24 protein-coding genes and 3 other annotated features are annotated in these 25,859 nt (G+C 39.5%); of the genes, 21 read left to right on the top strand and 3 right to left on the bottom strand.

Going from position 1 to position 25,859, the window contains the following annotated elements:
- The first annotated feature begins 163 nt into the window (after window positions 1-163).
- From KW850_RS34050 to KW850_RS12380, 10 genes are all read left to right on the top strand, one after another.
- Entirely contained in the window at window positions 164-1,552 is a 1,389-nt protein-coding gene (locus KW850_RS34050) for a replication initiation and membrane attachment family protein (RefSeq protein ID WP_218347886.1), read from the top strand.
- Between the two features lie 12 nt (window positions 1,553-1,564).
- Window positions 1,565-2,491, top strand: a complete 927-nt coding sequence (dnaI, locus tag KW850_RS12420; RefSeq protein ID WP_218347885.1) for a primosomal protein DnaI — start codon at window positions 1,565-1,567, stop codon at window positions 2,489-2,491.
- 163 nt (window positions 2,492-2,654) lie between these two features.
- The gene (ytxC, locus tag KW850_RS12415) at window positions 2,655-3,533 is read left to right on the top strand and encodes a sporulation protein YtxC (RefSeq protein WP_218347884.1); all 879 of its coding nucleotides are present in this window, start codon (window positions 2,655-2,657) and stop codon (window positions 3,531-3,533) included.
- Window positions 3,534-3,627: 94 nt separating this feature from the next.
- Window positions 3,628-3,877 (top strand) — a binding site (T-box leader).
- A gap of 87 nt (window positions 3,878-3,964) precedes the next feature.
- Window positions 3,965-5,899 (top strand): threonine--tRNA ligase, encoded by a 1,935-nt coding sequence (gene thrS, locus KW850_RS12410; RefSeq protein ID WP_218347883.1) that lies wholly within the window; start codon window positions 3,965-3,967, stop codon window positions 5,897-5,899.
- Between the two features lie 163 nt (window positions 5,900-6,062).
- Window positions 6,063-6,195 (top strand) — a sequence feature (ribosomal protein L20 leader region).
- A 133-nt stretch (window positions 6,196-6,328) separates the two neighbouring features.
- A complete protein-coding gene (gene infC, locus KW850_RS12405; RefSeq protein WP_180230124.1) occupies window positions 6,329-6,847 on the top strand; it encodes a translation initiation factor IF-3 in 519 nt (172 codons plus the stop codon).
- Between the two features lie 16 nt (window positions 6,848-6,863).
- The gene (gene rpmI / locus KW850_RS12400) at window positions 6,864-7,064 is read left to right on the top strand and encodes a 50S ribosomal protein L35 (protein WP_026563362.1); all 201 of its coding nucleotides are present in this window, start codon (window positions 6,864-6,866) and stop codon (window positions 7,062-7,064) included.
- Between the two features lie 38 nt (window positions 7,065-7,102).
- A complete protein-coding gene (rplT, locus tag KW850_RS12395) occupies window positions 7,103-7,462 on the top strand; it encodes a 50S ribosomal protein L20 (RefSeq protein ID WP_026563363.1) in 360 nt (119 codons plus the stop codon).
- A 99-nt stretch (window positions 7,463-7,561) separates the two neighbouring features.
- Window positions 7,562-7,822: a DUF1294 domain-containing protein gene (locus tag KW850_RS12390; RefSeq protein ID WP_218347882.1), complete on the top strand. Its 261-nt coding sequence runs from the start codon at window positions 7,562-7,564 to the stop codon at window positions 7,820-7,822.
- A gap of 98 nt (window positions 7,823-7,920) precedes the next feature.
- Window positions 7,921-8,412, top strand: a complete 492-nt coding sequence (locus KW850_RS12385; RefSeq protein ID WP_218347881.1) for a dUTP diphosphatase — start codon at window positions 7,921-7,923, stop codon at window positions 8,410-8,412.
- 71 nt (window positions 8,413-8,483) lie between these two features.
- Entirely contained in the window at window positions 8,484-9,569 is a 1,086-nt protein-coding gene (locus KW850_RS12380) for a M42 family metallopeptidase (RefSeq protein ID WP_218347880.1), read from the top strand.
- Between the two features lie 91 nt (window positions 9,570-9,660).
- Here KW850_RS12380 and sspI read toward each other — a convergent pair whose 3' ends face one another.
- The gene (gene sspI / locus KW850_RS12375) at window positions 9,661-9,867 is read right to left on the bottom strand and encodes a small acid-soluble spore protein SspI (RefSeq protein WP_218347879.1); all 207 of its coding nucleotides are present in this window, start codon (window positions 9,865-9,867) and stop codon (window positions 9,661-9,663) included.
- 266 nt (window positions 9,868-10,133) lie between these two features.
- Here sspI and KW850_RS12370 point away from each other — a divergent pair, with 266 nt between their 5' ends.
- From KW850_RS12370 to KW850_RS12355, 4 genes are all read left to right on the top strand, one after another.
- Window positions 10,134-10,883, top strand: a complete 750-nt coding sequence (locus tag KW850_RS12370) for a TrmH family RNA methyltransferase (RefSeq protein WP_218347878.1) — start codon at window positions 10,134-10,136, stop codon at window positions 10,881-10,883.
- A 61-nt stretch (window positions 10,884-10,944) separates the two neighbouring features.
- Window positions 10,945-11,224, top strand: a binding site (T-box leader).
- A gap of 64 nt (window positions 11,225-11,288) precedes the next feature.
- Window positions 11,289-12,326, top strand: coding sequence for a phenylalanine--tRNA ligase subunit alpha (gene pheS, locus KW850_RS12365; protein ID WP_218347877.1), 1,038 nt, complete (start codon window positions 11,289-11,291; stop codon window positions 12,324-12,326).
- A 50-nt stretch (window positions 12,327-12,376) separates the two neighbouring features.
- Complete coding sequence (gene pheT / locus KW850_RS12360) at window positions 12,377-14,791, top strand: phenylalanine--tRNA ligase subunit beta (protein ID WP_218347876.1); 2,415 nt, start codon at window positions 12,377-12,379, stop codon at window positions 14,789-14,791.
- Window positions 14,792-15,007: 216 nt separating this feature from the next.
- The gene (locus tag KW850_RS12355; protein ID WP_218347875.1) at window positions 15,008-15,979 is read left to right on the top strand and encodes an NERD domain-containing protein; all 972 of its coding nucleotides are present in this window, start codon (window positions 15,008-15,010) and stop codon (window positions 15,977-15,979) included.
- A 315-nt stretch (window positions 15,980-16,294) separates the two neighbouring features.
- On the opposite strand, the gene KW850_RS12350 is transcribed toward KW850_RS12355, so the two are convergent.
- The gene (locus KW850_RS12350; RefSeq protein WP_218347874.1) at window positions 16,295-16,585 is read right to left on the bottom strand and encodes a 4a-hydroxytetrahydrobiopterin dehydratase; all 291 of its coding nucleotides are present in this window, start codon (window positions 16,583-16,585) and stop codon (window positions 16,295-16,297) included.
- Window positions 16,586-16,646: 61 nt separating this feature from the next.
- Window positions 16,647-17,597 (bottom strand): ribonuclease HIII, encoded by a 951-nt coding sequence (rnhC, locus tag KW850_RS12345; RefSeq protein ID WP_218347873.1) that lies wholly within the window; start codon window positions 17,595-17,597, stop codon window positions 16,647-16,649.
- A 108-nt stretch (window positions 17,598-17,705) separates the two neighbouring features.
- Here rnhC and zapA point away from each other — a divergent pair, with 108 nt between their 5' ends.
- The 7 genes from zapA to KW850_RS12310 all read left to right on the top strand — a co-directional run bounded on the left by zapA (window position 17,706) and on the right by KW850_RS12310 (window position 25,844).
- Window positions 17,706-17,966: a cell division protein ZapA gene (gene zapA / locus KW850_RS12340; protein WP_218347872.1), complete on the top strand. Its 261-nt coding sequence runs from the start codon at window positions 17,706-17,708 to the stop codon at window positions 17,964-17,966.
- A gap of 5 nt (window positions 17,967-17,971) precedes the next feature.
- Entirely contained in the window at window positions 17,972-18,526 is a 555-nt protein-coding gene (locus tag KW850_RS12335) for a CvpA family protein (RefSeq protein ID WP_218347871.1), read from the top strand.
- Between the two features lie 74 nt (window positions 18,527-18,600).
- The gene (polX, locus tag KW850_RS12330; protein WP_218347870.1) at window positions 18,601-20,319 is read left to right on the top strand and encodes a DNA polymerase/3'-5' exonuclease PolX; all 1,719 of its coding nucleotides are present in this window, start codon (window positions 18,601-18,603) and stop codon (window positions 20,317-20,319) included.
- Window positions 20,320-20,331: 12 nt separating this feature from the next.
- Window positions 20,332-22,689, top strand: coding sequence for an endonuclease MutS2 (locus KW850_RS12325; protein WP_218347869.1), 2,358 nt, complete (start codon window positions 20,332-20,334; stop codon window positions 22,687-22,689).
- A 19-nt stretch (window positions 22,690-22,708) separates the two neighbouring features.
- On the top strand, window positions 22,709-23,116 hold the full coding sequence (locus tag KW850_RS12320; RefSeq protein ID WP_218347868.1) for a DUF350 domain-containing protein: 408 nt from the start codon (window positions 22,709-22,711) through the stop codon (window positions 23,114-23,116).
- 228 nt (window positions 23,117-23,344) lie between these two features.
- Complete coding sequence (locus KW850_RS12315) at window positions 23,345-25,051, top strand: AMP-binding protein (RefSeq protein WP_218347867.1); 1,707 nt, start codon at window positions 23,345-23,347, stop codon at window positions 25,049-25,051.
- A 208-nt stretch (window positions 25,052-25,259) separates the two neighbouring features.
- Window positions 25,260-25,844: a fatty acid metabolism transcriptional regulator FadR gene (locus KW850_RS12310; RefSeq protein ID WP_218347866.1), complete on the top strand. Its 585-nt coding sequence runs from the start codon at window positions 25,260-25,262 to the stop codon at window positions 25,842-25,844.
- Window positions 25,845-25,859: the final 15 nt, after the last annotated feature.

Raw genomic sequence — 25,859 nt, 5'->3', positions numbered from 1 at the left:
ACGAGCCGGCGTGAAGGTTGCTTTTTAACCTTCAGGACGGATTGGCTTATGACCCGAGCCCCTAGGCGCTGGAGCTAGACAAATAGGAAAAGCGGAGGCGCCCTGTTTAGCGGCGTATGGCCCGCTGGACAGTTATTTAAGGTAAAGAAAGGGTTGAATGAATGTGGCGCAGCATTGGCAGGAAATTCTTCCTATCGATCGTTATATCGTAGCTGCTGATGGGTTACTGCATGATTACGACCGTAAAGTGCTGACGTTTTTATATCAGCCCTTGATTGGTTCGACTTGCTTTAGTTTATATATGACACTCTGGGCAGAGTTAGAGGAAAATCGGCTTTGGTCTGAGTCTTCCACACACCATTTATTGATGAATCTCTTAGAGTTGAACCTAAATGACATCTACGAAGCAAGATTAAAGCTAGAAGGTATAGGGTTATTAAAGACGCGTGTCAAAACAGATGAAGGAGGACGATCCTTTTTATATGAACTCCGTCCTCCTCTTAGTCCTGAACAATTCTTTTTAGATGGGATGCTAAATATTTATCTTTATCGTAAAATCGGAAAAAATCATTTTTCTCGGTTAAAACGCTTTTTTAGTGACCAACAAAAGCCAAGCGATGATGAGTATGTAGATGTTACTAAAGCCTTTCAGGATGTGTTTGCCTCAGCATCCCCTGGCAGTATGGACTATATTCAAGGCATTTCTGCAGATTTACATGAGGAAAAAAATCAGCAGTTTATCGGAAGAACGGAAGCTAATCCAATCCAAATCGGTTTGGATACGTTTGATTTTGAAATGTTAACAGCAGGGCTGAATGAATCGCTCGTACCGAAAAAGGCATTAACACCGAAAGTGAAAAATGTGATTAGTAATCTTGCGTTTCTTTATCAAATCGATCCAATCGAAATGAAAAATTTTATGTTAGGTGCGATTAACGAACATGACGAAATAGATATCGAAGACTTAAGAAAAGGGGCTCGTGACTGGTATCAATTTGTTAATTATGATCAACTTCCCAGTCTAATTAACCGTACCCAGCCTCATGCTCTGCAAACGCAAATAACTGAACCGAAAACACCGGAAGAAAAATTAATTCGCTTTTATGAAACTACCTCACCACTTATCGTTTTTAAGGAACTCTCAGGTGGAGTAGAACCTTCAAATGCCAATTTGAAAACATTAGAAGAAATCATGATTAAATATAAACTCCCTCCAGGTGTTGTAAATGTCTTAACTGATGTGGCGATGAGAAAAACGGACATGAGGTTCACCAAGAACTTTGTAGACTCAATCGCTAGACATTGGGCAAGTAAGCAAGTTAAAACAGTGAAGGAAGCAATGGAACTCGCGAAGAATGATGCACATAAGGATAAGGAAAGTAAAAAAGCGGGAAGATCAAGTAATAAAAAGCCTATTCGAACAGAGTTAATTCCCGATTGGTTTGATGAGAGCACACAAGAAGCAAGCAATGAACGCTCACAGGAAAATACCGATGATGTTGAAGCAAAGAAACGTGCAATAGAAGAAAAATTAAAAGCTTTCCGTAAATAGGGGGTGTCACAGTTGGAGAGAATCAATAGAACATTAAGCAGATTAGCTTCGAATGAAAGTTTTCAAAAACGCTATGAACAACAACGCAACCAAGTCCTGCAAAATCCAGATGTTAAAACATTTATGGCCCAACATCAAGGTGCTATTGACCAAGCAATGATTGATAAAAGTATGAGTAAACTTTACGAGTATATCAATCAGAGCAAGGATTGCAATAAATGTGAATCCCTTGAAGGCTGCGTTAATTTTATGAAAGGGTATCATCCTGATCTGCTTTTAGCACGGAATTCAATTGATGTTGTTTATAAACAATGTCCTCGAAAAATTATGGCAGACGAAAAGAAGAAAAATGAAAAGTTGATCAAAAGTTTATATGTACCTAGAGACATACTTAATGCTTCATTTGAGGAGTTTGAAGGGGACGAAGGTCGACTCAATGCTGGAGATAAGGCCGCAACGTTCTTAATGAATTATGAGGCAGGAAATAAACCAAAAGGCCTTTATCTATACGGCAAATTTGGTGTAGGGAAGTCTTATTTATTAGGGGCTATAGCCAATGAATTGGCAAAGAAACAAATTTCTTCAATGATTGTCTATGTTCCGGAATTGTTACGGGAGATGAAAGGATCGATTGCGGATTCTACATTGAATGAAAAAATTGAAGCATTAAAAAAAGAACCTATCTTAATGCTTGATGATATCGGTGCAGAAGCTGTCTCAAGTTGGACTAGAGACGAAGTATTGGGGCCGATTTTACAGTTTCGTATGCTTGAAAGTCTGCCAACATTTTTTACTTCGAACTTTAATTTTGCAGAGTTAGAGCATCATTTAACTTACAGCCAAAGAGGCGAAGAAGAGAAAATGAAAGCACGACGAATCATGGAGCGAATTCGTTCTTTGAGTGTGCCTGTCATGGTCGAAGGACCGAACAGAAGGTAATAACAATCATAGAAAGTGTAATAAGGATTGCCGATATCAGGTCGGCAGTCCTTTTTCTTCACTTTTTTTCTGTAAAAAACAAAAGCATTTGCCAGCTAACGTCTATTTTAGCCAAGTCCCCCATATATATTAATACAAAGATTGGCTTAAAGGGGGGATTTGGTTGGCGGAAATCATCTTCCAAAGCAAGATGGATGCAGAAAAATATTATTACCACTTGCTGAAGTACTTACCAAATATTAATGACAAAGAACCTATTCTTCTTATAGAAGATCGATATATAGTAAAAATTGTAGGTAGTTTTTTATCGATTGAAATCTCTTCCATTGTTAAACATGCTTTTTATGAATTTATTACAAATATTAAGCGTGACGACTGGTTTAGAGAAATATTAAAAAATCAATATTTTTATGATGATATAGAAGAACAACAGGAAATTATCGAGATTATCTATTCTATTCTCGAAGGTCAGAGAGAAGATCTTTCTGTTTTTTTGAGGGATTCAAATGAGGAAACGAATATAAAGGCGGCTATTGAGTATATTTTTCAAGATAATATATCTTTTTCGTTTGATTCATTTCTTAAGTTTCGATTACGTCCATATCTCCAGTCGTTGGAAAGTTATGTTGAAATTGCCATTGATGAATATAAATTGGAACAGGAATATCAAATATTTGTGCAAATGCTCCGGGAGTTCCTGTTGAAGCGAGAACCGAAAATGGACGTGCTGCATTTACTGTTTGATGAGGAAATCACCTTTTATAATGATCAGTTTGTGGAAATGAAAAGAGCTGAATTAACCAGATTGATTGACCGTAAGTTATTGGTTAATCATCCTGTTTATGTGGATTCGGCGTCGATTGCCCCATTGTTATCCATTGCACCAACAACGATTTTTTTGTATACAACGGACCCAGACGAGCCATTAGTAAGGACAATTAAAAACATCTTTGAAGAAAGAGTAACTATTAAATCATTTGAGGCTTTACGAGAAGTGAATAAATGGGTGGAAAATCAACATTCTTCGGAAAACCATGCCTAGGATCAGGAATTGTGAGAAAATTTGTCTTATTAGGTTTCTGTCCCTTGATTTTTAAAAAATTAATCATTATAATAACCTACATAGTATATTCATAGTAAAAGTAATGATAAGGATAACAGTATTTTTTACGGTTTCTAGAGAGGGAGGACATGGCTGAAAGCCTCCTAACACGAAAATTATACTTACCACCTTTAAACTTCAACAGTGAACACTTCATATTTTCATGAAGTAAGTAATTGTTGACGGCACTCGACCGTTAACAGACCAAAGTCATTTTCAATGTGTCATCATTTGGAAATGAAAAATTGGGTGGAACCACGTGTTTATCAAAACTCGTCCCTTTTCCAGGGACGGGTTTTTTTATTTTTTTAAAAGCGAATTTTTTTGGAAAAAAAGACCCGAAAACGCTTAATTACAAAGGAGGAATTACCATGTCAGACGTTGTTAAGATTTCGTTTCCAGATGGGGCAGTAAAGGAGTTCCCACAAGGAACAACAACGGAAGATATTGCCGCATCTATCAGCCCGGGCCTAAAGAAAAAGGCGATTGCCGGCAAATGGAACGGTCAATTGTATGATCTTCGCCGTCCAATTAATGAAGACGGTTCAATAGAAATCGTCGTCCCAGATTCCAATGATGCATTAGAGATTTTACGTCACAGTACAGCACATCTAATGGCACAAGCGATTAAAAGGCTATATCCGAATGTGAATTTGGGTGTCGGTCCTGTCATCGAAGGTGGGTTTTATTATGATATCGACCTTGAGGTGTCCATTACTCCTGAAGACCTTCCTAAAATTGAAAAAGAAATGGCAAAAATCGTTAATGAAAATCTTGAGATTGTTCGCAAAGAAGTCAGCCGTTCTGAAGCAGTACAGGTATTTAAAGAAGCAGGCGACCCATATAAGCTGGAATTAATTGAAGCGATTCCAGATGAAGAAACTGTGACAATTTATGAACAGGGTGAATTTTTTGACCTTTGCCGTGGTGTTCATGTTCCATCAACTGGTAAAATCAAGGAGTTTAAACTATTGAGTATCGCCGGTGCATATTGGCGAGGGGACAGTAATAATAAAATGCTTCAACGTATTTATGGTACTGCCTTCTTCAAGAAAGAAGACTTAGCAGAACACCTCCGCTTGCTTGAAGAAGCGAAAGAGCGTGACCATCGTAAAATTGGTAAAGAGTTGAACCTCTTCACAAGTAACCAATTAGTAGGTCAAGGTTTACCGTTATGGCTTCCAAAGGGCGCAACTATTCGCCGGGTGGTTGAACGGTACATTGTAGATAAAGAACAGCGTCTTGGTTATGACCATGTTTACACTCCAATAATGGGGAGTGTAGATTTATATAAGACTTCAGGTCACTGGGATCATTATCAGGAAGATATGTTCCCTGTCATGGATATGGACAATGAACAATTAGTACTTCGTCCAATGAACTGCCCGCATCACATGATGGTTTACAAAAACAGCATTCATAGCTATCGCGAGCTTCCGATTCGGATTGCTGAACTTGGAACAATGCATCGTTATGAGATGTCTGGTGCACTTTCAGGACTACAGCGTGTCCGGGGAATGACTCTAAATGATGCACATATCTTTGTTCGTCCTGACCAAATTAAAGATGAATTCAAACGGGTTGTAAACCTCATTTTAGCGGTATATAAAGACTTTGATATTAATGACTATTCCTTCCGCCTTTCATACCGCGATCCACAAGATACTGAAAAGTATTTTGACGATGATGCTATGTGGGAAAAAGCACAAGGTATGCTTAAGGATGCCATGGATGATCTAGGACTTAACTATTATGAGGCAGAAGGAGAAGCGGCCTTCTACGGTCCTAAACTTGATGTTCAAGTGAAGACAGCCTTAGGAAAAGATGAAACACTTTCCACTGTCCAATTAGACTTCTTATTACCAGAACGTTTTGATTTAACATATGTTGGTGAGGACGGCAAACAGCATCGTCCAGTCGTTATTCACCGTGGTGTTGTATCGACAATGGAACGTTTTGTTGCCTTCTTAATTGAAGAATATAAAGGTGCTTTCCCTACTTGGCTCGCTCCGGTACAAGTGCAGGTAATTCCAGTTTCACCTGATGTACACTATGATTATGCTAAGCAAGTACAGGAACAGCTTCAAAGTGAAGGTTTCCGTGTCGAATTGGATGGCCGTGATGAGAAAATCGGTTATAAAATCCGCGAAGCACAAATGCAAAAAATACCATATATGCTAGTTGTTGGGGATAAAGAAGTCGAAAATCAGGCTGTCAACGTCCGCAAATATGGAGAACAAAACTCAGAAACAAAGCCATTCTCAGAGTTTATCACTGAGTTGGCTGCTGAAGTAAAAAGAGGATAATGGTAAAGAGAGAGGCATGCCTCTCTTTTTGTTTGAAAAAAACTATTGAATAATTATTTGTTTCTTGCTAAAATAAATTTCGTTGTCAAAGTAAATAGTTCATTTGACATTATATCTTTGCTTATGTTATATTTACTAAGGTTAAAAATTGAATACTTGTTTTTGGGAAAAGAAGAAGCACCCGCTTCTCACCTGATTGACGCAATTGGCAGTTGGCAGGTTTTACTTGAACTTTTTGGTTTCATTACTTATGTTCTGTAAAGTGTGGGTGTATTCATCCGCACTTTTTTGTTTGTGCATTTGATAGCACTACTAAAAAGTTTTATACCTGTTCATTCATTGAAGCGTCACACGTTAAGGTTTGAAAGGGCTTGTTATGATTTTCTTAACCAAGACGTTGTATTCGTGATAAAACCTTGGAGGTGGCTAATTATTAGCAAAGACATGTTGTTAAATGAGGGCATTCGCGCTCGCGAAATTCGCCTAATCGATCAAAATGGCGAACAGTTGGGGATTAAAACCAAAACTGAAGCCTTGGAGATTGCCGGAAGAGTGAACCTTGATTTGGTACTTGTTGCACCAAATGCAAAGCCTCCAGTCGGCAGAATTATGGACTATGGCAAATTTAAATTCGAGCAGCAAAAGAAAGAAAAAGAAGCTCGTAAGAATCAAAAAATCATCACTACTAAAGAAGTTCGTCTCAGCCCGACAATTGATGAGCATGACTTTAATACAAAGTTACGCAATGCAATTAAGTTCTTAGAAAAAGGCGACAAGGTAAAAGCTTCAATCCGTTTCAAGGGCCGGGCGATTACCCATAAAGAAATTGGTCAACGTGTGTTAGACCGTTTTTCAGAGGCGTGCAAGGAAGTTGCAACGATTGAATCACATCCAAAAATGGATGGTCGAAGCATGTTCCTAGTTTTAGCACCTAAAACCGACAAGTAATAAGGAGGATATCCCAATGCCAAAAATGAAAACTCACCGTGGCGCTGCAAAGCGTTTTAAAAAGACTGGTTCAGGTAAATTAAAACGTGACCACGCTTATACAAGCCACTTATTTGCTAACAAATCTACTAAAGCAAAGCGTAAGCTTCGCAAAGCATCACTTGTTTCTAAAGGTGATTTCAAACGCATTCGTCAATTATTAACTTACATGAAGTAAAAATTAAGTGATCGATTTATATATTGGAGGGAAATTAAATGCCACGTGTAAAAGGCGGTACAGTTACGCGCAAACGTCGTAAAAAAGTTCTTAAATTAGCAAAAGGTTATTTCGGTTCAAAACATACATTATATAAAGTTGCTAACCAACAGGTTATGAAATCTTTAATGTATGCTTTCCGCGATCGTCGTCAGAAAAAACGCGACTTCCGCAAACTTTGGATTACTCGTATCAATGCAGCTGCTCGTATGAACGGTCTTTCTTACAGCCGTTTAATGCATGGCTTAAAGCTTGCTGGTATCGAAGTAAACCGCAAGATGCTTGCTGAATTAGCAGTAAGCGATGCAAACGCATTTGCTGAATTAGCAAACGTTGCAAAACAAAACATTAACAAGTAATAAGAAAAGCGGAGGCGCCCCTAGGCGTTGATGCTAGACATATTTTAAAGGCCATTCTCTTTGATGAGAATGGCCTTTTCTATAAGGGGGAAACGGTGGATGAAAATATGGTTAGTAGTCTATGTAATCATGAATATTGCTGGACTTGTGATTATGTGGGAGGATAAGAAGCGGGCTAGAAAGCATGAGTACCGCATCTCTGAGAGAACCTTATGGCTGGTAGCGTTATTTGGAGGTGCTGTCGGTACGACTGCGGGAATGCAGCTTTATCGACATAAAACGAAGCATCTCTCATTTAAGATTGGCTTTCCGATCCTTGCTGTGTTCGAACTTGGACTTTTATTAAAGGTTCTTCTTTAAAAACCGTAATTTTATGCGGTAATTTGGTAATAGGGTTTATCAAATTAGTTTTAGCATTGGGCATACTAAATTAATTTCCATAGGGAGTGACGGTAATCATGCAATTAGAAAAACTCTTTCAGATGCAAAAAGCATTGGATACCCATATTGAAGATAAGCACAATCTGCAGGACGAAGATTTATTTGACAGAAAGGTCCTTGCCTTGCTTGTAGAAATCGGCGAATTAGCCAATGAAACGCGCAGTTTTAAATTTTGGAGTTTCAAGCCATCATCAGCTAAAGAAGTCATACTAGAGGAATTTGTGGATGGTGTACATTTTATTTTATCGCTTGGAATCGAATGTGGATATGATACGGAGCAAACGGTTTTGAATGAAGGTCAGGCATCTTTCAATGTGACAGAGCAGTTTCTATTTTTGTACGACAGGATCCTTATTTTTCAAAAGAGCAGAAGTTTGGATGATTATCGGAAGTTATTTGCATCCTATTTGTGTTTAGCTTCCTTACTCGGATTTACAAATGAAGAAATAGAAAGAGCATATTTCCACAAAAACGAAGTAAATTATTTAAGACAGCAGAATAACTATTAGCAGAAAAAATTGGGAATTTACTGCTATTTTCTGTATAATGAAGGTCAGCAAACAGATAAGGGGGTTTAATAATGGCAAAACTAGATGAAACCTTGACGATGCTAAAAGAGTTAACAGATGCCAAAGGGATTCCTGGCAATGAGCGTGAAGTTCGCGAGGTCATGAAAAAATACATAGAACCATTTGCAGATGAACTCACAACCGATGGACTTGGCAGCTTGATTGCTAAAAAAGTAGGTAAAGAAGGCGGCCCGAAAATTATGGTCGCGGGTCACTTGGATGAAGTTGGCTTTATGATTACGCAAATCGATGACAAAGGTTTCCTTCGTTTTCAACCGGTTGGCGGCTGGTGGGGGCAGGTTATGCTAGCCCAGCGCGTGACGATCGTAACGAGAAAGGGAGATGTAACCGGGATTATCGGTTCTAAGCCACCACATATTCTGTCAGCAGAGGCTCGTAAGAAACCTGTTGAAATTAAAGAAATGTTTATTGATATTGGTGCTTCAAGCCGTGAGGAAGCCAAGGAGTGGGGCGTTCGTCCGGGCGATATGGTTGTCCCGTATTTTGAATTTACCGTGATGAACAATGAAAAGATGCTATTAGCTAAAGCTTGGGATAACCGAATTGGCTGTGCCATTGCCATCGATGTTCTCAAACAATTAAAGGGTGTCGACCATCCTAATGTTGTTTATGGTGTCGGAAATGTCCAAGAAGAGGTTGGTTTACGTGGTGCCAAGACCGCAGCAGCAAAAATTAACCCAGATATCGGCTTTGCTGTAGATGTAGGTATTGCCGGGGATACACCGGGAGTTTCTGAAAGAGATGCCATGAGTAAAATGGGTAAGGGACCACAAGTAGTCATTTATGATGCCTCCCTAGTTGCCCATAAAGGTCTGCGTGATTTAGTGACCGATACAGCTGATGAATTGAACATTCCCTATCAATTCGAATCGATTCCGGGCGGCGGTACGGATGCAGGGTCGATCCATTTAACACATAATGGGGTTCCAGCAATGGCGATTACAATTGCGACAAGGTATATCCATTCCCATGCCGCAATGCTCCATCGTGATGATTATGAAAATGCCGTTAAGCTAATTGTTGAAGTCATCAAGCGATTAGATCGTGAAACGGTTGATAAAATTACGTTTGAATAAATTGCATTTGTAATCCTCGGTCAATTGGCCGGGGATTTCTTTTTCATAAAAAAACTGCCGAAGGGAGATCATCGACAGTTTTACCATTTAGCTACTTTAACCCATTTTCAAGAGTTGCGAGCATTTCTTTTTTTTCTTCTTCGGATGAATTTTTCCAAATGATTTCAAATAAAACGCCGAGACCTGGGAGCATTTTTTCTTCCCCATTTTGAATAGCATCAACAATGGTATCTTCTAATTGATCTTGTGTATTCCCGGTAACATTGTGAACAATTGCATTTCGTAAATTTAAATTCATGTATGTGCACTCCTTTTCAATAAATAAATATGTTTAAAATTTTGAACCTTGAGAACTGTCTAGCTACAGCGCCTAGGGGCTCGAGGCATAAGCCAATCACTTCGGAAGGTAAACGGCGCCTTCTGTCAGTGCTTGTCTTATGCTTGTCGCCCCTGGGCAAGGCGCTTTCGCTTTTCTTTTAATATGTTTTCTATTTTTGGTTTTATTATGTATTTTTGTTAGGCTATAATAAAAAAATCATCGTTATTGTAAAAGGAGAGCGGGTTTTGAAGTATATCGAATCAATCAATAATCCTAAAGTAAAACAATGGAAAAAGTTATTAACGAAAAAAGAGCGGGATAAGTCCGGTACATTTTTAGTAGAAGGCTTTCATTTAGTGGAGGAAGCTCTAAAACAAGGCGAACAAGTTTTGGAAATCATCGTTTCTGAAAAGGTTGACGTGCCTTCACGCTGGGATGCTGGTTCCACGCCAGTAACTCAAGTCACTGAGGAGATATCGAATTCATTATCAGATACAGAAGCACCGCAAGGAATTTATGCGGTGTGCCGGATCACAGCTGCTGAGGTTCGGGATGCAAAAACGTTCCTGATGATTGATGCTGTTCAGGATCCTGGAAATCTTGGAACCATGATTCGCACCGCTGATGCTGCAGGGATAGATGCTGTAGTGGTTGGACGTGGTAGTGTCGATATTTTTAACTCAAAGGTAATTAGGTCTGCACAAGGGAGCCATTTTCATCTTCCGATTATTAGAGGCGACCTTCATGAATGGATGGACAAACTGCACGAAAAAAATATTCCTGTTTACGGTACAGCACTTGAAGGCGCATCTGCATATACTGATATTTCTACTGGAGATTCTTTCGCCTTGATTGTTGGAAATGAAGGAAATGGTGTCGGTAAAGATATACTTGCGAGTACAACAGCGAATCTTTATATCCCGATTTATGGGAAGAGTGAGTCCTTAAATGTAGCCGTTGCTACGGGAATCCTTCTTTATTATTTGAAAAAATAGGCGAAAACTAGTTTGACCTTATGAGGAAAAATAATATATAATAATGAACAATATGAAATATTTAATAACGATGACGGAGAAAAGTATCTTTTTTAGAACCATTTAGGGAGAAAGTGCCGCGACTGAAAGCACTTTTATGGCGATATTAAGAGAAGTTCACCTCCTGAGTTGGCATCGGGACCACAATAATAAGCAATAGCTTGATAGTAGATTACTGTCCAGCTTCCGCTTTCGTGTAAAGATGCACCGGCATAAGCCGTTATCCGAATGAAGCGAACACAATGTTTTTACATAACGTGTTTACAAGGGTGGTACCGCGAACTATAAACCTCGTCCCTTTCCAGGGATGGGGTTTTTTTGTTTTTTCCGGTGCCTGACACCGATAACTATTAAGGAGGAATTGACATGCAAGAACGTTTAAAGGAATTGCAGGAAGAGGCTATTCAAAAAATTGAACAGTCCGTAAGCTTAAAAGAATTAAATGACATCCGTGTTGCCTACCTAGGAAAAAAGGGTCCAATTACCGAAGTTCTGCGCGGAATGGGAAAACTTTCTGCTGAAGAGCGTCCAGTTATGGGGGCATTAGCAAATGAGGTCCGTGAAGCGATTGCTGTAAAAATGGAAGCAAAACAGAAGGGGTTAGAAGAGGCAGCGGTCCTTGAAAAACTAGCTTCTGAAAGCATCGATGTAACCCTTCCAGGCCGCCCGGTAAAGGTTGGAAATCATCATCCGCTTACAAAAATCATCGAAGAAATTGAAGATTTATTTATTGGCATGGGTTATCAAGTAGCAGAAGGTCCTGAAGTAGAGCAGGATTATTATAACTTCGAAGCACTTAATTTGCCGAAAGGACACCCAGCACGCGATATGCAGGACTCGTTCTATATCACAGAGGAAATCCTTCTTCGTACCCATACATCTCCAGTTCAAGCACGGACGATGGAAAAGAACCAAGGCAAAGGGCCAATTAAAATTATTTGCCCAGGTAAAGTGTACCGCCGTGATAATGATGATGCGACACACTCTCATCAATTTATGCAAATCGAAGGACTTGTTGTAGGCGAAAACATTCGTATGAGTGACCTTAAAGGAACATTAGAAGTTTTTGCGAAAAAAATGTTCGGGGAAGATCGTGAAATTCGTTTACGCCCTAGCTTTTTCCCATTTACAGAACCGTCTGTTGAAATGGATATTTCTTGTAAAATTTGTGGCGGCCATGGCTGCAGTGTTTGTAAGCGCACCGGCTGGATCGAAATTCTCGGAGCAGGAATGGTTCATCCGAATGTTCTTGAAATGGCCGGATACGATTCTAAAAAATACACTGGCTTTGCCTTCGGTATGGGACCAGAGCGGATTGCGATGTTAAAGTACGGAGTCGATGATATCAGACATTTCTATACAAATGATGTTCGTTTCTTAAAACAATTTTCCAAACACGAGTAAACTTGATGCTTCAACTTGTTGAGGTTGAATAAATAAAGGAGGATGACGACATGTTCGTTTCATATAAATGGCTCCAGGACTATATCGATTTAACTGGAGTAACAGCAGCAGAGTTAGCTGAAAAAATTACAAAAAGCGGTATTGAGGTTGAGGGAGTCGAAATCCTTAATGATGGGATTCAAGGTGTAGTAGTTGGTCATGTCCTTGAACGTGAGCAGCACCCAAATGCTGATAAATTAAGCAAGTGTCTTGTTGATGTAGGCGGGGAACAACCAGTACAAATCATTTGCGGTGCTCCAAATGTAGCACAAGGGCAAAAAGTTGCCGTAGCAACAGTAGGGGCTGTTCTGCCAGGTAATTTTAAAATAAAACGCGCGAAACTACGCGGCGAAGAATCAAACGGTATGATTTGTTCGCTTACAGAGCTAGGGATCGAAGGGAAAGTGGTCCCGAAAGAGTATTCCGAGGGAATCTTTGTTTTTCCAGCAGATACTGAAGTGGGCGTCGATGCGATTAGCATGTTAAATCGAGATGATGAAATTCTTGAGCTAAGTTTGACCCCAAACCGCGCTGATTGTTTAAGCATGCTTGGTGTGGCCTATGAAGTAGCGGCGATCCTTGGACGAGACGTGAAACTTCCTGAAACTCACCTTCAGTCTACAACTGAAAAAGCTTCTGATTATGTAAAAATCGTGGTGGAGGCTAAAGAAGATAACCCATTATATGTAGCAAAAATCGTTAAAAATGTAAAAATCGGACCATCTCCACTCTGGATGCAAACACGCTTAATGTCAGCTGGAATTCGTCCTCATAATAATGTTGTTGATATTACCAACTATATTCTGCTTGAATACGGTCAGCCGCTTCATGCGTTTGATTTTGACCGCCTAGGTTCAAAAGAAATCCTTGTCCGTCGTGCGGCTGATGGTGAGAAATTCGTTACACTTGATGATACAGAACGGACACTTACATCAGACCACCTCGTTATCACAAATGGAACAGAACCAGTTGCCCTTGCCGGTGTAATGGGGGGAGCCAATTCAGAGGTAACGTCAGATACAACCACTGTATTACTTGAATCTGCTTATTTTAACGGGGCAACAGTCCGAAAAGCTTCCAAAGACCATGGTTTAAGAAGTGAAGCGAGTGCTCGTTTTGAGAAAGGTGTCGATCCAAATCGTGTTCGTGCCGCAGGAGAGCGTGCAGCATACTTGATGGCAAAGTACGCTGGCGGTGAAGTATTAGAGGGCGCAGCTGAAGCGGACACACTAACCGTTGAGCCAGCAGTTGTTTCCATTACTTTAGAAAAAATCAATCGTGTCATTGGTACAGATCTTGTCATGAACGATGTGAAAGAAATTTTTGATCGTCTCCAATTTGCTGTTAGCATCGAAGAGGATACCATCACCGTTACGGCACCAACACGCCGCGGCGATATAAAAATTGAAGAAGATTTACTAGAGGAAGTTGCTCGTCTTTACGGTTACGACAATATCCCAAAAACATTACCAATTGGTTCAACCACACCTGGAAGATTGTCTGAGTACCAGAAGAAGCGTCGAGTGGTTCGTCAATACCTTGAAGGAGCTGGCCTGTATCAAGCAGTGACCTATTCTCTTACTAGCGAGGAAAAGGCAACCCAATTCGCACTTGAAAAGCGAGACACCATCCGTCTTTCAATGCCGATGAGTGAAGAACGCAGCATCCTGCGTTTAAGCATCATGCCACAGCTTTTAGAAGTATTAAAATACAACAGTGCTCGCCAAAACGATAGCTTAGGTGTGTATGAAACTGGTGCTGTATTCTTAGCAAATGGCACAGACGCTCTACCATTGGAAAAAGAACATTTAGCAGCAGCCATCACAGGGCTTTGGTCAAGTCATCCTTGGCAAGGAGAGAAGAAAGCAGTTGATTTCTTCGTGATCAAAGGAATCCTAGAAGGAATGTTTGCAAAACTTGGACTGTTAGAACAGGTTCAATTTGTTCAAGCACAAGTAGATGGAATGCACCCTGGCCGTACAGCAGAATTACTCCTAAATGGTGAGAAAATCGGCTTTATCGGTCAAGTCCACCCAACTGTCCAAAAAGAACTCGACTTAAAAGATACCTATGTATTCGAACTTTCATTGAAAGCAGTACTGGAAGCAGAAACACCAGCATTACAATATGAAGCCATCCCACGCTTCCCTTCCATTACAAGAGACATTGCCCTTGTGGTAAACAGAGAAACGGTGTCAGGCACCCTAAAAGATATTATCGTAACAGCAGGGGCACCACTATTGAAGGAAGCGGAAGTGTTTGATTTATATGAGGGAGACAAAATGGAGGACGGTAAAAAGTCGATTGCGTTCTCACTTAAATATGTTGATCCTGAACGTACGTTAACGGATGAAGAAGTAACGAAGGTTCATAACCGAGTGCTTGAAGCGTTGGAGGAAAAAACAGGCGCGGTACTGAGAGGTTAATTAATAGAAGCTAGCTCGAAGATAGATTTCGGGGCTAGCTTTTTTTTTGAGTGGAATTTCCGCTTCGCTGATAAATTGAATTTTTCGCTGATAAATGGTCCCGTAGCGCTGATAAAAATAAATAGACAAATATTATTAACAAATTCCGCTAAAATTCGGCAGGGATTTCAAGTATCAATCAGAATTATTTTATTAAAAATGAAAGGAGTGAAAAAATTGGTTATAAAAGAAAGAACAACTCCATTAGTAATTCTTATTTTAGAGGCATTATGCCGGCGACTCCCTTTAAATTACCCCAAGTACCAGCAAATGTTAGAGGAACTTGGGAGGAGGCAGGCTGGATACAAAGGTGAAGTAAGTCTTGATTATTATTTACGTCTCCTGCCAATTGATAAATATATGATCCTCCACGATTTAAACCTACCCGATGGTGACTACAACTGCCAAATTGACACCCTTCTCCTCACGCCAGAATTCGTCCTAATTGTTGAAGTGAAAAATATGGCTGGTAAATTAATATTTGATACAGAAAATGAACAGTTTATCCAAATAAACAACGACAAGGAAAAAGGCTACCCCGATCCAATTGCTCAGAGTGAAAGGCATAAAAAGTATCTAGAGAAACTGATGGCAGAACATAAATTTCCTCCAGTTCCAATTGATTACATAGTAGTCCTAAGCAATAACTATGCTTCATATGTCATAACCGGAAAAAATACTCATAAAGTGAAACCGCGAGTATGTAAGTCAGATGTATTCCTTAATAAAATTCAGTTTTTTGAAAAACTATATTCTAATCCACTCCTTCATGCCAAAGACCTCCGAAAACTGGGCCGCCTCCTCGTAAAGATGAATAAGATACCAACAAGCAATATTTTGAAAAAGTACGGAATTAACAAAGCGGATTTATTAAGCGGTGTCTGTTGCCCTGACTGTAACTTCTTACCACTTGTTCGTAAAAAACAGAAATGGTATTGTCCTTCTTGCGACAAATTTTCAAAAGATGCACATATAAATGCCCTGAGGGATTACTTTTTATTGATTGATTTAAAAATTACCAACCAACAGTTTCGAGAATTTACCCATCTTGATTCAATTAATATAGCAGGTAGAATGTTGCGTTCCGAGAATCTCAAAAGTACTGGAACAAAAAAGCAGCGAACTTATTTTCTAATTAATTTTCCATGAAATTATGCCTCAAAATTCAATCCGCAAATAAAAGCGTTTAATCCGCAAATAAAAGCGTTTAATGCGCAAATAAAACCGTCGAATCCGCACGATTTATTCGCAAATAAACAGTCTTATATCCGCTTCACGTATGATTAATTACTAGATGGTTAGTTCAAAGTACTTGTCCTTGCGTGTAATTAATTCTTTCAATGACACCAATTTCTATTTTTTAAGAACATAGTCGATTTTTTCGATAAATCTTGCCTATTTACTATTAAAATTCAAAAAGAGGATGTCGATAACTGCGACATCCTCTTTCATTTTCAATCACTTTTATATTTTTTCATAGATGGAGTCATAGTTCTTCGCTAATGTGATATCTAAATCGGTTAATCCTCCGGCGTTCCACGAGGTTAGTCTAAGTGTCACTAGTTTATAGTCAATCGCAATGAAGGGGTGATGATTTTTTTCCTCTGAAAGCTGGGCAATGACATTTACGAACGCCACGCCCTGTAAAAACTCACGAAAGCGGTACTTTTTCACAATAAATTTTCCGTCCAATTTCCAGCCTGTTAATCCGGCAACTGCGGTAGTAATCTCTTCTTCACTTAGTCGATTGGCCACTCAGAAAACCCCTCCAAACATTGTTTATATATATCTATTCGCAAAAGCCCAAAAAAACCTTTCAATTTCGTTTTTTATTAACAAGGGCCATTGCTTTGTCGGTATTGGCAAAATGGAGCTTTACAAAAGACGGAAGGATGTCACGTCCTTTGCTCATGATCAGCTTTGCTGCAGCCACGTCTACCTGTGCCCCGGCACCTTTTGGAATCTTAAATCCGGCAGACTCGCTTAGTTTATCTATATATTGGATAAAGGCATATCGGGCAAGAATACTTGCTGCAGCAACTGCCAAATGAATGCCTTCTGCTTTCGTACTAAAATAAACATTTTCCTTGGCCACCGCTTTTTGGCCTTTAATATGCTGAAAATAGGTGCTGCCTTGAACAAACTGATCGATAAGAATCGCTTCCGGTTTCTCAGGAGCAATTTTGTCTAAAACATTTAAGATGGCTTGGTTATGTAAGATAGCTTTCATTTTTCCTTGCGACATTCCTGATTGTTGGACCTGATTATACTTTTCGTTTTTTAATGTCATCAAACTGAAGGGAATAATATCTTTAATGACCTTTGCAATCGCAATAATCTTTTCATCGTTTAAATCCTTCGAATCCCGGACCCCTAATTCTTTCAACAAAGGAATATTCTCTTTTTTTACGTAAGCTGCTACGACCGTAATCGGTCCAAAAAAGTCTCCCGTACCGACTTCATCTGAACCAATTACTGACATTTGACTAATGCCAATAGGCAGATCGCCTTTTGCTGTTGACTTCGGTTTAGAAGAAGAGGCATGCTTGTTCGGGGACACGGTTGCACTGCCCCATTTACTGGCCTCTCTTTCACTATCGTTCCCTTGAAATAATACTTTGCCTGATTTATAAGCTGTGATCATACAGGCTGACGTTTTCGCGGCAAACACACTTCCTGGAATGTTTTTATCTATTAAATTTTTCCCGTAGTAGCCCCTCATTTCCATTATTTTATTCATTTCCAGATTCAATACAACATTTCCCATACTACAACCACCACATTTCTAAATTAATATAAAATACGCTTTAACTTTTCCACAGATAACGGTTCATGTTATGATATAGAGTAGGATTCTCTGAATGGAGGCATGACGTTGTCGAATAATCAAAAAAATAGAACAACCGTAGATATTTACGGACAGCAATACGTTATTATGGGTTCCGAAAGTCCAAGTCACATCCGGCATGTGGCTTCATTAGTTGACAATAAAATGCGCGAAATCAGTTTTAAGAATCCAAATTTAGACGCAACTAAACTCGCCGTTTTAACAGCTGTAAATGCAGTCAATGATTATCTTAAAATGAAAGACCATTTAGATCGACTTCAAACAGAAATACTAAAGGAAAAGGACTAAATATCATGTTGGATTTAGCAATTATTATTTTTTTAATTATTGGATTCTTTGTAGGCCTTAAAAGAGGCTTTATTCTGCAAATTGTTCATTTAATAGGTTTTATTATTGCATATGTGGCAGCAAATTCATACTACGAACAGTTGGCTCCAAAATTAACTCTATGGATTCCATATCCGAACTTTGGAAATGTGACATCATTAAAAATACTTACTGAAAGCAGTAATATGGAAACCGCCTTCTACCGTGCAATTGCCTTTGTCATTATCTTTTTTGCGGTAAAAGTGTTATTACAAATTATTGGTTCCATGCTTGATTTTGTTGCCCATTTGCCGGTCATCCGGCAGCTTAATGTTTGGGCAGGAGGAATTCTAGGTTTCGTTGAAGTGTATTTGGTTATCTTTATTTTATTATATATTTCAGCCCTTGTACCAATTGAATTTATGCAAAATGCTTTGGATCATTCCATTTTGTCAAAAGCAATTGTGAATCACACTCCTATCCTTTCACAACAAATTAAAAGTTTGTGGATTGAATATTCAGCTGCTTTAACTTCTCTGTAGCAGAGAAGTTTTTCTATTCATGCCTTAAAGTAGGATAAATTGAAAATGCTAAACAGTAGGTAGGTGACTTATTAATGGAAGTAACGAAAAAAGATTTATTACGATTATTAGAAACCATCGCGATTTATATGGAGTTAAAGGGAGAAAACCCTTTTAAGGTTTCCGCTTTTCGAAAAGCTGCCAATGCCTTGGAAACCGATGAACGCGACCTAACAGAGATTGAAGACTTTACAACGATTTCTGGAATCGGTAAAGGCACGGCTGCTGTCATAGATGAATACATAAAAGACGGAACTTCCTCAGTATTGACCGAGTTAAAGGCGGAGGTTCCCAGCGGACTGATCCCATTATTACAGCTCCCTGGACTTGGCGGTAAGAAAATTGCCAAACTCTATAAACAGTTACAGGTTGTTGATGTTACCAGTTTAAAAGCAGCATGTGAAGCAGGTAAGGTTCAAGCACTCGCAGGTTTTGGTAAGAAAACAGAGGAAAAAATCCTCAGTTCAATTGCTAATGTGGGTACACGGCCAGAACGGCTTCCGTTAGCTTATATGCTGCCAATTGCAGAGCAGATTGAAGCAACGCTTGCGGATTTTCGGGATATTCAGCGGTTTTCACGTGCTGGCAGCTTACGGAGAATGAGAGAAACGATAAAGGATCTTGATTTTATCCTTGCAACCAATCAGCCTGAACTAGTAAGGGAACAGCTATTACAATTACCAAACATTAAAGAAGTAATTGGTGCTGGTGAGACAAAGGTATCCTTAGTTTTTGCCTATGATTTTGATATTTCGGTTGATTTCCGTCTCGTTAAACCAGAAGAATTTATCACAACCCTGCACCATTTTACCGGATCAAAAGAACATAATGTTCGGATGAGGCAACTCGCGAAAGAACGTGGTGAAAAGATCAGTGAGTATGGTGTGGAAATCATTGAAACAGGGGAAATTCTTACTTTCTCTTCGGAGGAAGAATTTTTCAAGCATTTCGATCTTCCCTTCATTCCTCCGGAAATAAGAGAGGACGGGAAGGAAGTAGAGACATTCACCTCCGCTGAGGAATTAATAGAGTTAATAGATATCAAGGGTGATCTTCATATGCATTCCACCTGGAGTGACGGTGCCCATTCAATTGAACAAATGGCTGAGGCATGCCGGGCAAGAGGCTATCAGTATATGGCGATTACGGACCATTCCCAGTATTTAAAAGTGGCTAATGGTCTAACACGTGAAAGACTATTATTACAAAGAGAAGAAATAAAAAGACTAAATGAAAAATACGATGATTTTCTTATTCTAGCGGGTGTCGAGATGGATATTCTCCCAGATGGCAGCTTGGACTATGACGATGAGTTACTAGCTGACATGGATTTTGTTATTGCTTCCATTCATTCAGCATTTTCCCAATCACGGGAAAAAATTATGGAGCGGCTTAAGACAGCTTTAACAAATGCCCATGTGGATTTAATTGCCCATCCAACTGGTCGGAAAATAGGCCGGCGCGAAGGATACGATGTCGACATCGATTTACTGATCCAACTTGCAAAAGAAACCAATACGGCATTAGAACTAAATGCAAATCCAAACAGGCTTGATCTAGCAGCAGAATATTTACGAAGAGCACAGGACGAGGGGGTCAAAATTCTCATCAATACAGATGCTCATAAAATGGATACTTTAAAGCATATGGAAATCGGTGTTTCCGCAGCCAAAAAGGGCTGGATCAAAAAATCATCTGTGCTAAATGCCCTAGATAAACATGAACTGCTAGAATTTTTACATAATCGAGGATAGGAGGTTATCTCCATGCATGAAAAAGCTTTAAAAGTATTAGAATTCACGAAAGTAAAAGAGCAGTTGCTAGAACATGCTGCTTCATCCCTTGGGAGAAGAAAAATTCAGGAATTAGTGCCTTCTACTGACTTTGAGGAGGTAGTTAAACTCCAAGCAGAAACAGATGAAGCATCCACGGTGTATCGTGTGAAAGGAAATGTTCCACTTTCAGGTGTCCATGATATCAGCGCTCACATTAAACGCTCTGTTATTGGCGGGGTGTTAAGCCCGTATGAACTTATTCAGATCGCCAGTACCATCCATGCAAGCCGGCAAATGAAACGATTTATCGAGGAGTTTGCCGATGAAAGAACCGAAATTCCCATTTTGTCTGAACAAGCAGAGCGAATTATTCCGCTCACAAACCTTGAGCATTCGATTAAACACGCGATCGACGATAACGGAGAGGTATTAGATAGTGCAAGTGATTTGCTGCGGTCATTAAGGCAACAATTGAGGTCAAATGAATCGCGGATTCGGGAAAAACTTGAAAGCATGATTCGTTCATCAAATGCAAGTAAAATGCTTTCAGACGCTATCGTGACAATTCGTAATGACCGCTTTGTGATTCCTGTTAAACAGGAGTATCGCGGTCACTATGGCGGGATTATTCATGATCAAAGTGCCTCAGGACAAACACTTTTTATTGAACCGCAAGTCATTGTTCAATTAAATAATCAACTCCAGGATATTCGTGTGAAGGAACAACTGGAGATCGACAGGATTCTGACAGAATTATCCGCAGCAGCGGCGGAGCACGATAGTGAACTCAAGGTAATCGTCGAAGTCCTTGCTAATTTAGATTTTATTTTTGCAAAAGCAAGATATGGGAAACGCATAAAAGCATCCATGCCGATCATGAATAATGAAGGAAGAATTGTGTTATATAAGGCAAGACATCCTCTTATTCCAATTGAAGAAGTCGTGGCCAACGATATCATGCTAGGAAAAGACTATACAACGATTGTCATTACTGGTCCGAATACAGGTGGAAAAACAGTCACCTTAAAAACACTAGGCCTGTGTACATTAATGGCCCAAGCGGGTTTGCAGGTTCCAGCACTGGACGGATCAGAGTTAGCTGTCTTTGATGCTGTCTATGCAGATATCGGCGATGAACAATCCATCGAACAAAGCTTAAGTACCTTTTCATCTCATATGGTTAATATTGTTGATATCTTAAATAGAGTTGATTTTAATAGCCTTGTATTATTTGATGAGTTGGGTGCAGGGACGGATCCGCAAGAAGGGGCAGCCTTGGCTATTTCCATTTTGGATGAGGTTCACAAGCGGGGTGCACGAGTCATTGCAACGACTCATTATCCTGAATTAAAAGCTTATGGGTATAACCGTGAGGGTGTGTTAAATGCCAGCGTCGAGTTTGATGTCGAAACCTTAAGCCCAACTTATAAATTGTTATTAGGAGTACCAGGCCGCAGTAATGCATTTGAAATTTCCAAACGTCTCGGCTTAAATGATTGGGTCATTCAGGCTGCACGTTCCCATGTAAGTGAAGATACGAACCAAATTGATAAAATGATTTCTTCCTTGGAAGACAGTAAACGACTGGCAGAAAAAGAGCGAGAGGAAGCTCGCGATTATTTAAAATCTGCTGAGAAACTCCATCAAGACTTGCAAAAACAACTAATGGAATTCTACGAGAAAAAAGACTCCATGTTGGAAAAGGCGGCAGAAAAAGCCGGAGAAATTGTGGATGAGGCAAAGAGTGAAGCCGAGAAGGTAATCCGTGATCTTCGCAAAATGCGGACGGAAAAGCATGCAGATATTAAGGAACATGAATTAATTGAAGCAAAACGTCGCCTTGAAGAAGCCGCACCTGAAATACCAAAATCCGCTAAACTTGCGAATAAAAAAATAAAGAAACATACCTATATGCCTGGCGATGAGGTAAAGGTACTTACTTTTGACCAAAAAGGCACGCTTGTTGCAAAAGTTTCTTCGGGTGAATGGCAGGTTCAAATCGGAATTCTCAAAATGAAAGTAAAAGAAAAAGATATGGAATATATGAGTACCCCGAAACAAGTTGAAACAAAGCCGATGGCGATTGTAAAAGGCCGGGATTCATATGTTAAACTGGAGTTAGACCTTCGCGGGGAGAGGTACGAAGATGCTCTCCTTAAGGTGGAAAAATATATTGATGATGCGCTGCTTTCTAGTTATCCACGTGTATCGATTATCCATGGAAAAGGCACTGGCGCGTTAAGACAGGGAGTACAGGAATACTTAAGAAACCATCGATCTGTCAAAAAAATCCGCTTTGGAGAAGCTGGGGAAGGCGGATCAGGCGTAACCATCGTTGAGTTTAAATAATGTCCGGGGAGTTTTGACAATGGACCAGTTTTGGGAGAACGAATATATTCAAATAGCAGCTTATTATAGTGTTGTCATTTTATGTTTGGTGGTCTTTTTAGCGATCTTTGAAATGGTGACCAGATATAAAAATTGGGAAGAAATCAAAAAAGGCAATGTGGCTGTGGCGATGGCTACTGGAGGAAAAATATTTGGCGTGGCCAATATCTTTCGCTGTACGATTGAGCAGAACAATTCGCTGCTTTCCATGGTTGGTTGGGGGATTTATGGATTTTTACTATTATTAGTAGGGTATTTTATCTTTGAATTTTTAACACCCAAATTTAAAATTGACGAAGAAATTCAAAATGATAACCGTGCTGTTGGGTTGATTTCGATGGTGATCTCAATTGGTTTATCGATTGTCATTGGTGCAGGTATAACGTAAGGGGAGAAAAAAGTGGAGACATTAGCTAAGATACTTCTTGGATTATGCGGCTTGTTTTTGCTAATCGGTTTGATCTATATGTTGTTTTTTGCTTAGAAGAAAATCATCGCTGAGACCATCAGCGGTGATTTTTTTACTGTAACGTTAATTGTTAATTGTAAAATACTGTACTATAATAAAAGAGAAGTCTGAATTTTTATAATTATACACATAGAAAAGGGGGATATTATGTATGAAACTAAACCGTGGTTGGCACTGTATCCAAACGAAATACCTGCCACATTGGAATACTCTAGAGAGCCTGTTCAGCAATACTTAGTGAAATCGGCGGAACAATACCCGGAAAAAGTGGCTATTCATTTTATGGGAAAAGATATTACCTATAAAAAGCTTTACGATGATGTAATGAATTTCGCCGGTTATCTGCAGGGAACCCTAGGCATTTCAAAAGGTGACCGGGTCGCCATTATGCTGCCTAACACTCCACAGGCCGTGATTAGTTATTTTGCGATATTAATGGCAGGCGGAATTGTCGTTCAAACGAACCCATTATATACAGAACGTGAACTTGAATACCAGATGAAAGATTCAGGCGCAAAGGCTATCATCACACTCGACATCCTCTACCCACGCGTATCAAAAGTTATTCCGCAAACAGAGTTACAGCATGTAATTGTAACCGCTATCAAGAACTACTTACCATTCCCTAAAAATTTAATCTATCCTTTCATCCAGAAAAAACAATACGGTATTGTCGTAAATGTAAGGCATGGAGGAAGCACACATTTGCTTTCGGAAATTGTAACAATGAAGCCTCAAAAAGTGAAAAAGGTTGAAATAACACCAGATGAAGATGTAGCGCTCCTTCAATATACAGGAGGGACGACAGGATTTCCAAAGGGCGTAATGCTCACACATATGAATTTAATTGCTAACACAAAGATGTGCCAGTCATGGCTTTACAAATCAAAGCCAGGTGAAGAATCTGTTCTCGGCATTATCCCGTTTTTCCACGTCTATGGCATGACTACCGTGCTCATTTTATCAGTGATGCAGGCCAATAAAATGATCTTATTGCCTAAATTTGATGTTGAGACAACATTAAAAACCATCCAACAACAGCGCCCAACATTGTTTCCAGGAGCACCAACCATTTATATTGGAATCTTAAATTATCCAGATTTGAAAAAATATGATCTCTCGTCGATTCATTCATGTATTAGTGGATCTGCGGCACTTCCAGTTGAAGTACAAGAAAAATTTGAAGCCATTACGAGAGGAAAACTTGTTGAAGGCTATGGATTAACGGAAGCCTCTCCAGTCACACATGCTAACTTTTTATGGGATGTCCCTCGTGTAAAGGGTAGTATTGGTGTGCCTTGGCCAGATACCGAAGTGAAAGTTGTATCTCCTGAGACGGGTGAACCGGTACCGATAAAGGAAATTGGCGAAATCGTGATAAAAGGCCCTCAAATCATGAAAGGGTATTGGAATCGTCCAGAGGATACAAAGGAAGTCCTCCACGAAGGATGGTTATATACAGGTGACCTTGGTTATATGGATGAACAAGGATATTTTTATGTGGTTGACCGTAAAAAGGATATGATAATCGCTGGCGGATATAACATTTATCCAAGGGAGATAGAGGAAGTATTATATGAACATCCGGATGTGGTTGAAGCCGTGGCTGCCGGTATTCCTGATCCGTATCGCGGAGAAACCGTCAAGGCATATATTGTTTTAAAAGAAGGGTCCACGGTAACTGAAGAAGAAATGAACCAATTTTCAAGAAAATATCTTGCCGCCTATAAGGCTCCGCGATATTATGAATTTAGACAGGAATTGCCTAAATCCGCTGTTGGGAAAATTTTAAGAAGGATGCTTGTTGAAGAAGAAAAACAAAAATTAGAAGAAGAAAGCCAAAAACACGCATAATGGCACTATTATTGCTCCCTCTTTTTTTGACATATAAAGCCTGTCCCATTGCTGGGAATATGAAAAAAGGTCCGGAGAATATCTTGACACAGATAAAGATAATCACTATTATTAAAATATGAATGATTATTCATTCATATTTTTTCTTTTTTAATCATGTAAACCGTAAAAACTGAAACGGAACTTTTCTTTCAAAGGAGGGATATAGTTGAAAAAAAATAAACCAAAATACATGCAAATTATTGATGCTGCAGTGGTTGTAATCGCGGAAAATGGCTACCACCAAGCCCAGGTTTCAAAGATTGCTAAGCAAGCTGGAGTGGCTGATGGCACCATTTATCTTTATTTTAAAAACAAGGAAGACATCCTTATCTCTCTCTTTGAAGAAAAAATGGGAAGTTTCATTGAAAAAATAGATACCATGATAGCAGGAAAAGGGTCGGCGGCGGAGAAGTTATTAATGATGATCGAAGCTCATTTTAGTATGCTTTCTGAAGACCATCACATGGCAATCGTGACACAACTTGAATTAAGGCAATCCAATAAGGAATTGCGACTCCGAATTAATAATGTTCTAAAAGGTTACCTCCAGGTAATTGATAAGATTGTTATTGAAGGCAAGGAAACAGGAGAGTTTTCAAATGACCTTGATATTCGTCTTGCCCGGCAGATGATTTTCGGTACTATCGATGAAACCGTAACATCATGGGTGATGAACGAGGAAAAGTATGATTTAGTAGCACTGGCCTCTCCAGTCCATCGTCTCTTGATTAATGGCTGTGGGAGCCGGTAGATAAGTTAATAGGGG

The sequence above is a fragment of the Bacillus sp. sid0103 genome (genome assembly GCF_019219025.1).
This window is presented reverse-complemented; position numbering and strand designations above follow the sequence as displayed.

Excerpts from the sequence above, each read along its gene's own strand:
- thrS (WP_218347883.1), top strand. The coding sequence starts at position 3,965 with ATGTCAGACGTTGTTAAGATTTCGTTTCCAGATGGGGCAGTAAAGGAG.
- rpmI (WP_026563362.1), top strand. The coding sequence starts at position 6,864 with ATGCCAAAAATGAAAACTCACCGTGGCGCTGCAAAGCGTTTTAAAAAG.
- rplT (WP_026563363.1), top strand. The coding sequence starts at position 7,103 with ATGCCACGTGTAAAAGGCGGTACAGTTACGCGCAAACGTCGTAAAAAA.
- KW850_RS12390 (WP_218347882.1), top strand. The coding sequence starts at position 7,562 with ATGAAAATATGGTTAGTAGTCTATGTAATCATGAATATTGCTGGACTT.
- KW850_RS12385 (WP_218347881.1), top strand. The coding sequence starts at position 7,921 with ATGCAATTAGAAAAACTCTTTCAGATGCAAAAAGCATTGGATACCCAT.
- KW850_RS12380 (WP_218347880.1), top strand. The coding sequence starts at position 8,484 with ATGGCAAAACTAGATGAAACCTTGACGATGCTAAAAGAGTTAACAGAT.
- sspI (WP_218347879.1), bottom strand. The coding sequence starts at position 9,867 with ATGAATTTAAATTTACGAAATGCAATTGTTCACAATGTTACCGGGAAT.
- pheS (WP_218347877.1), top strand. The coding sequence starts at position 11,289 with ATGCAAGAACGTTTAAAGGAATTGCAGGAAGAGGCTATTCAAAAAATT.
- pheT (WP_218347876.1), top strand. The coding sequence starts at position 12,377 with ATGTTCGTTTCATATAAATGGCTCCAGGACTATATCGATTTAACTGGA.
- rnhC (WP_218347873.1), bottom strand. The coding sequence starts at position 17,597 with ATGGGAAATGTTGTATTGAATCTGGAAATGAATAAAATAATGGAAATG.
- KW850_RS12335 (WP_218347871.1), top strand. The coding sequence starts at position 17,972 with ATGTTGGATTTAGCAATTATTATTTTTTTAATTATTGGATTCTTTGTA.
- polX (WP_218347870.1), top strand. The coding sequence starts at position 18,601 with ATGGAAGTAACGAAAAAAGATTTATTACGATTATTAGAAACCATCGCG.
- KW850_RS12325 (WP_218347869.1), top strand. The coding sequence starts at position 20,332 with ATGCATGAAAAAGCTTTAAAAGTATTAGAATTCACGAAAGTAAAAGAG.
- KW850_RS12320 (WP_218347868.1), top strand. The coding sequence starts at position 22,709 with ATGGACCAGTTTTGGGAGAACGAATATATTCAAATAGCAGCTTATTAT.
- KW850_RS12315 (WP_218347867.1), top strand. The coding sequence starts at position 23,345 with ATGTATGAAACTAAACCGTGGTTGGCACTGTATCCAAACGAAATACCT.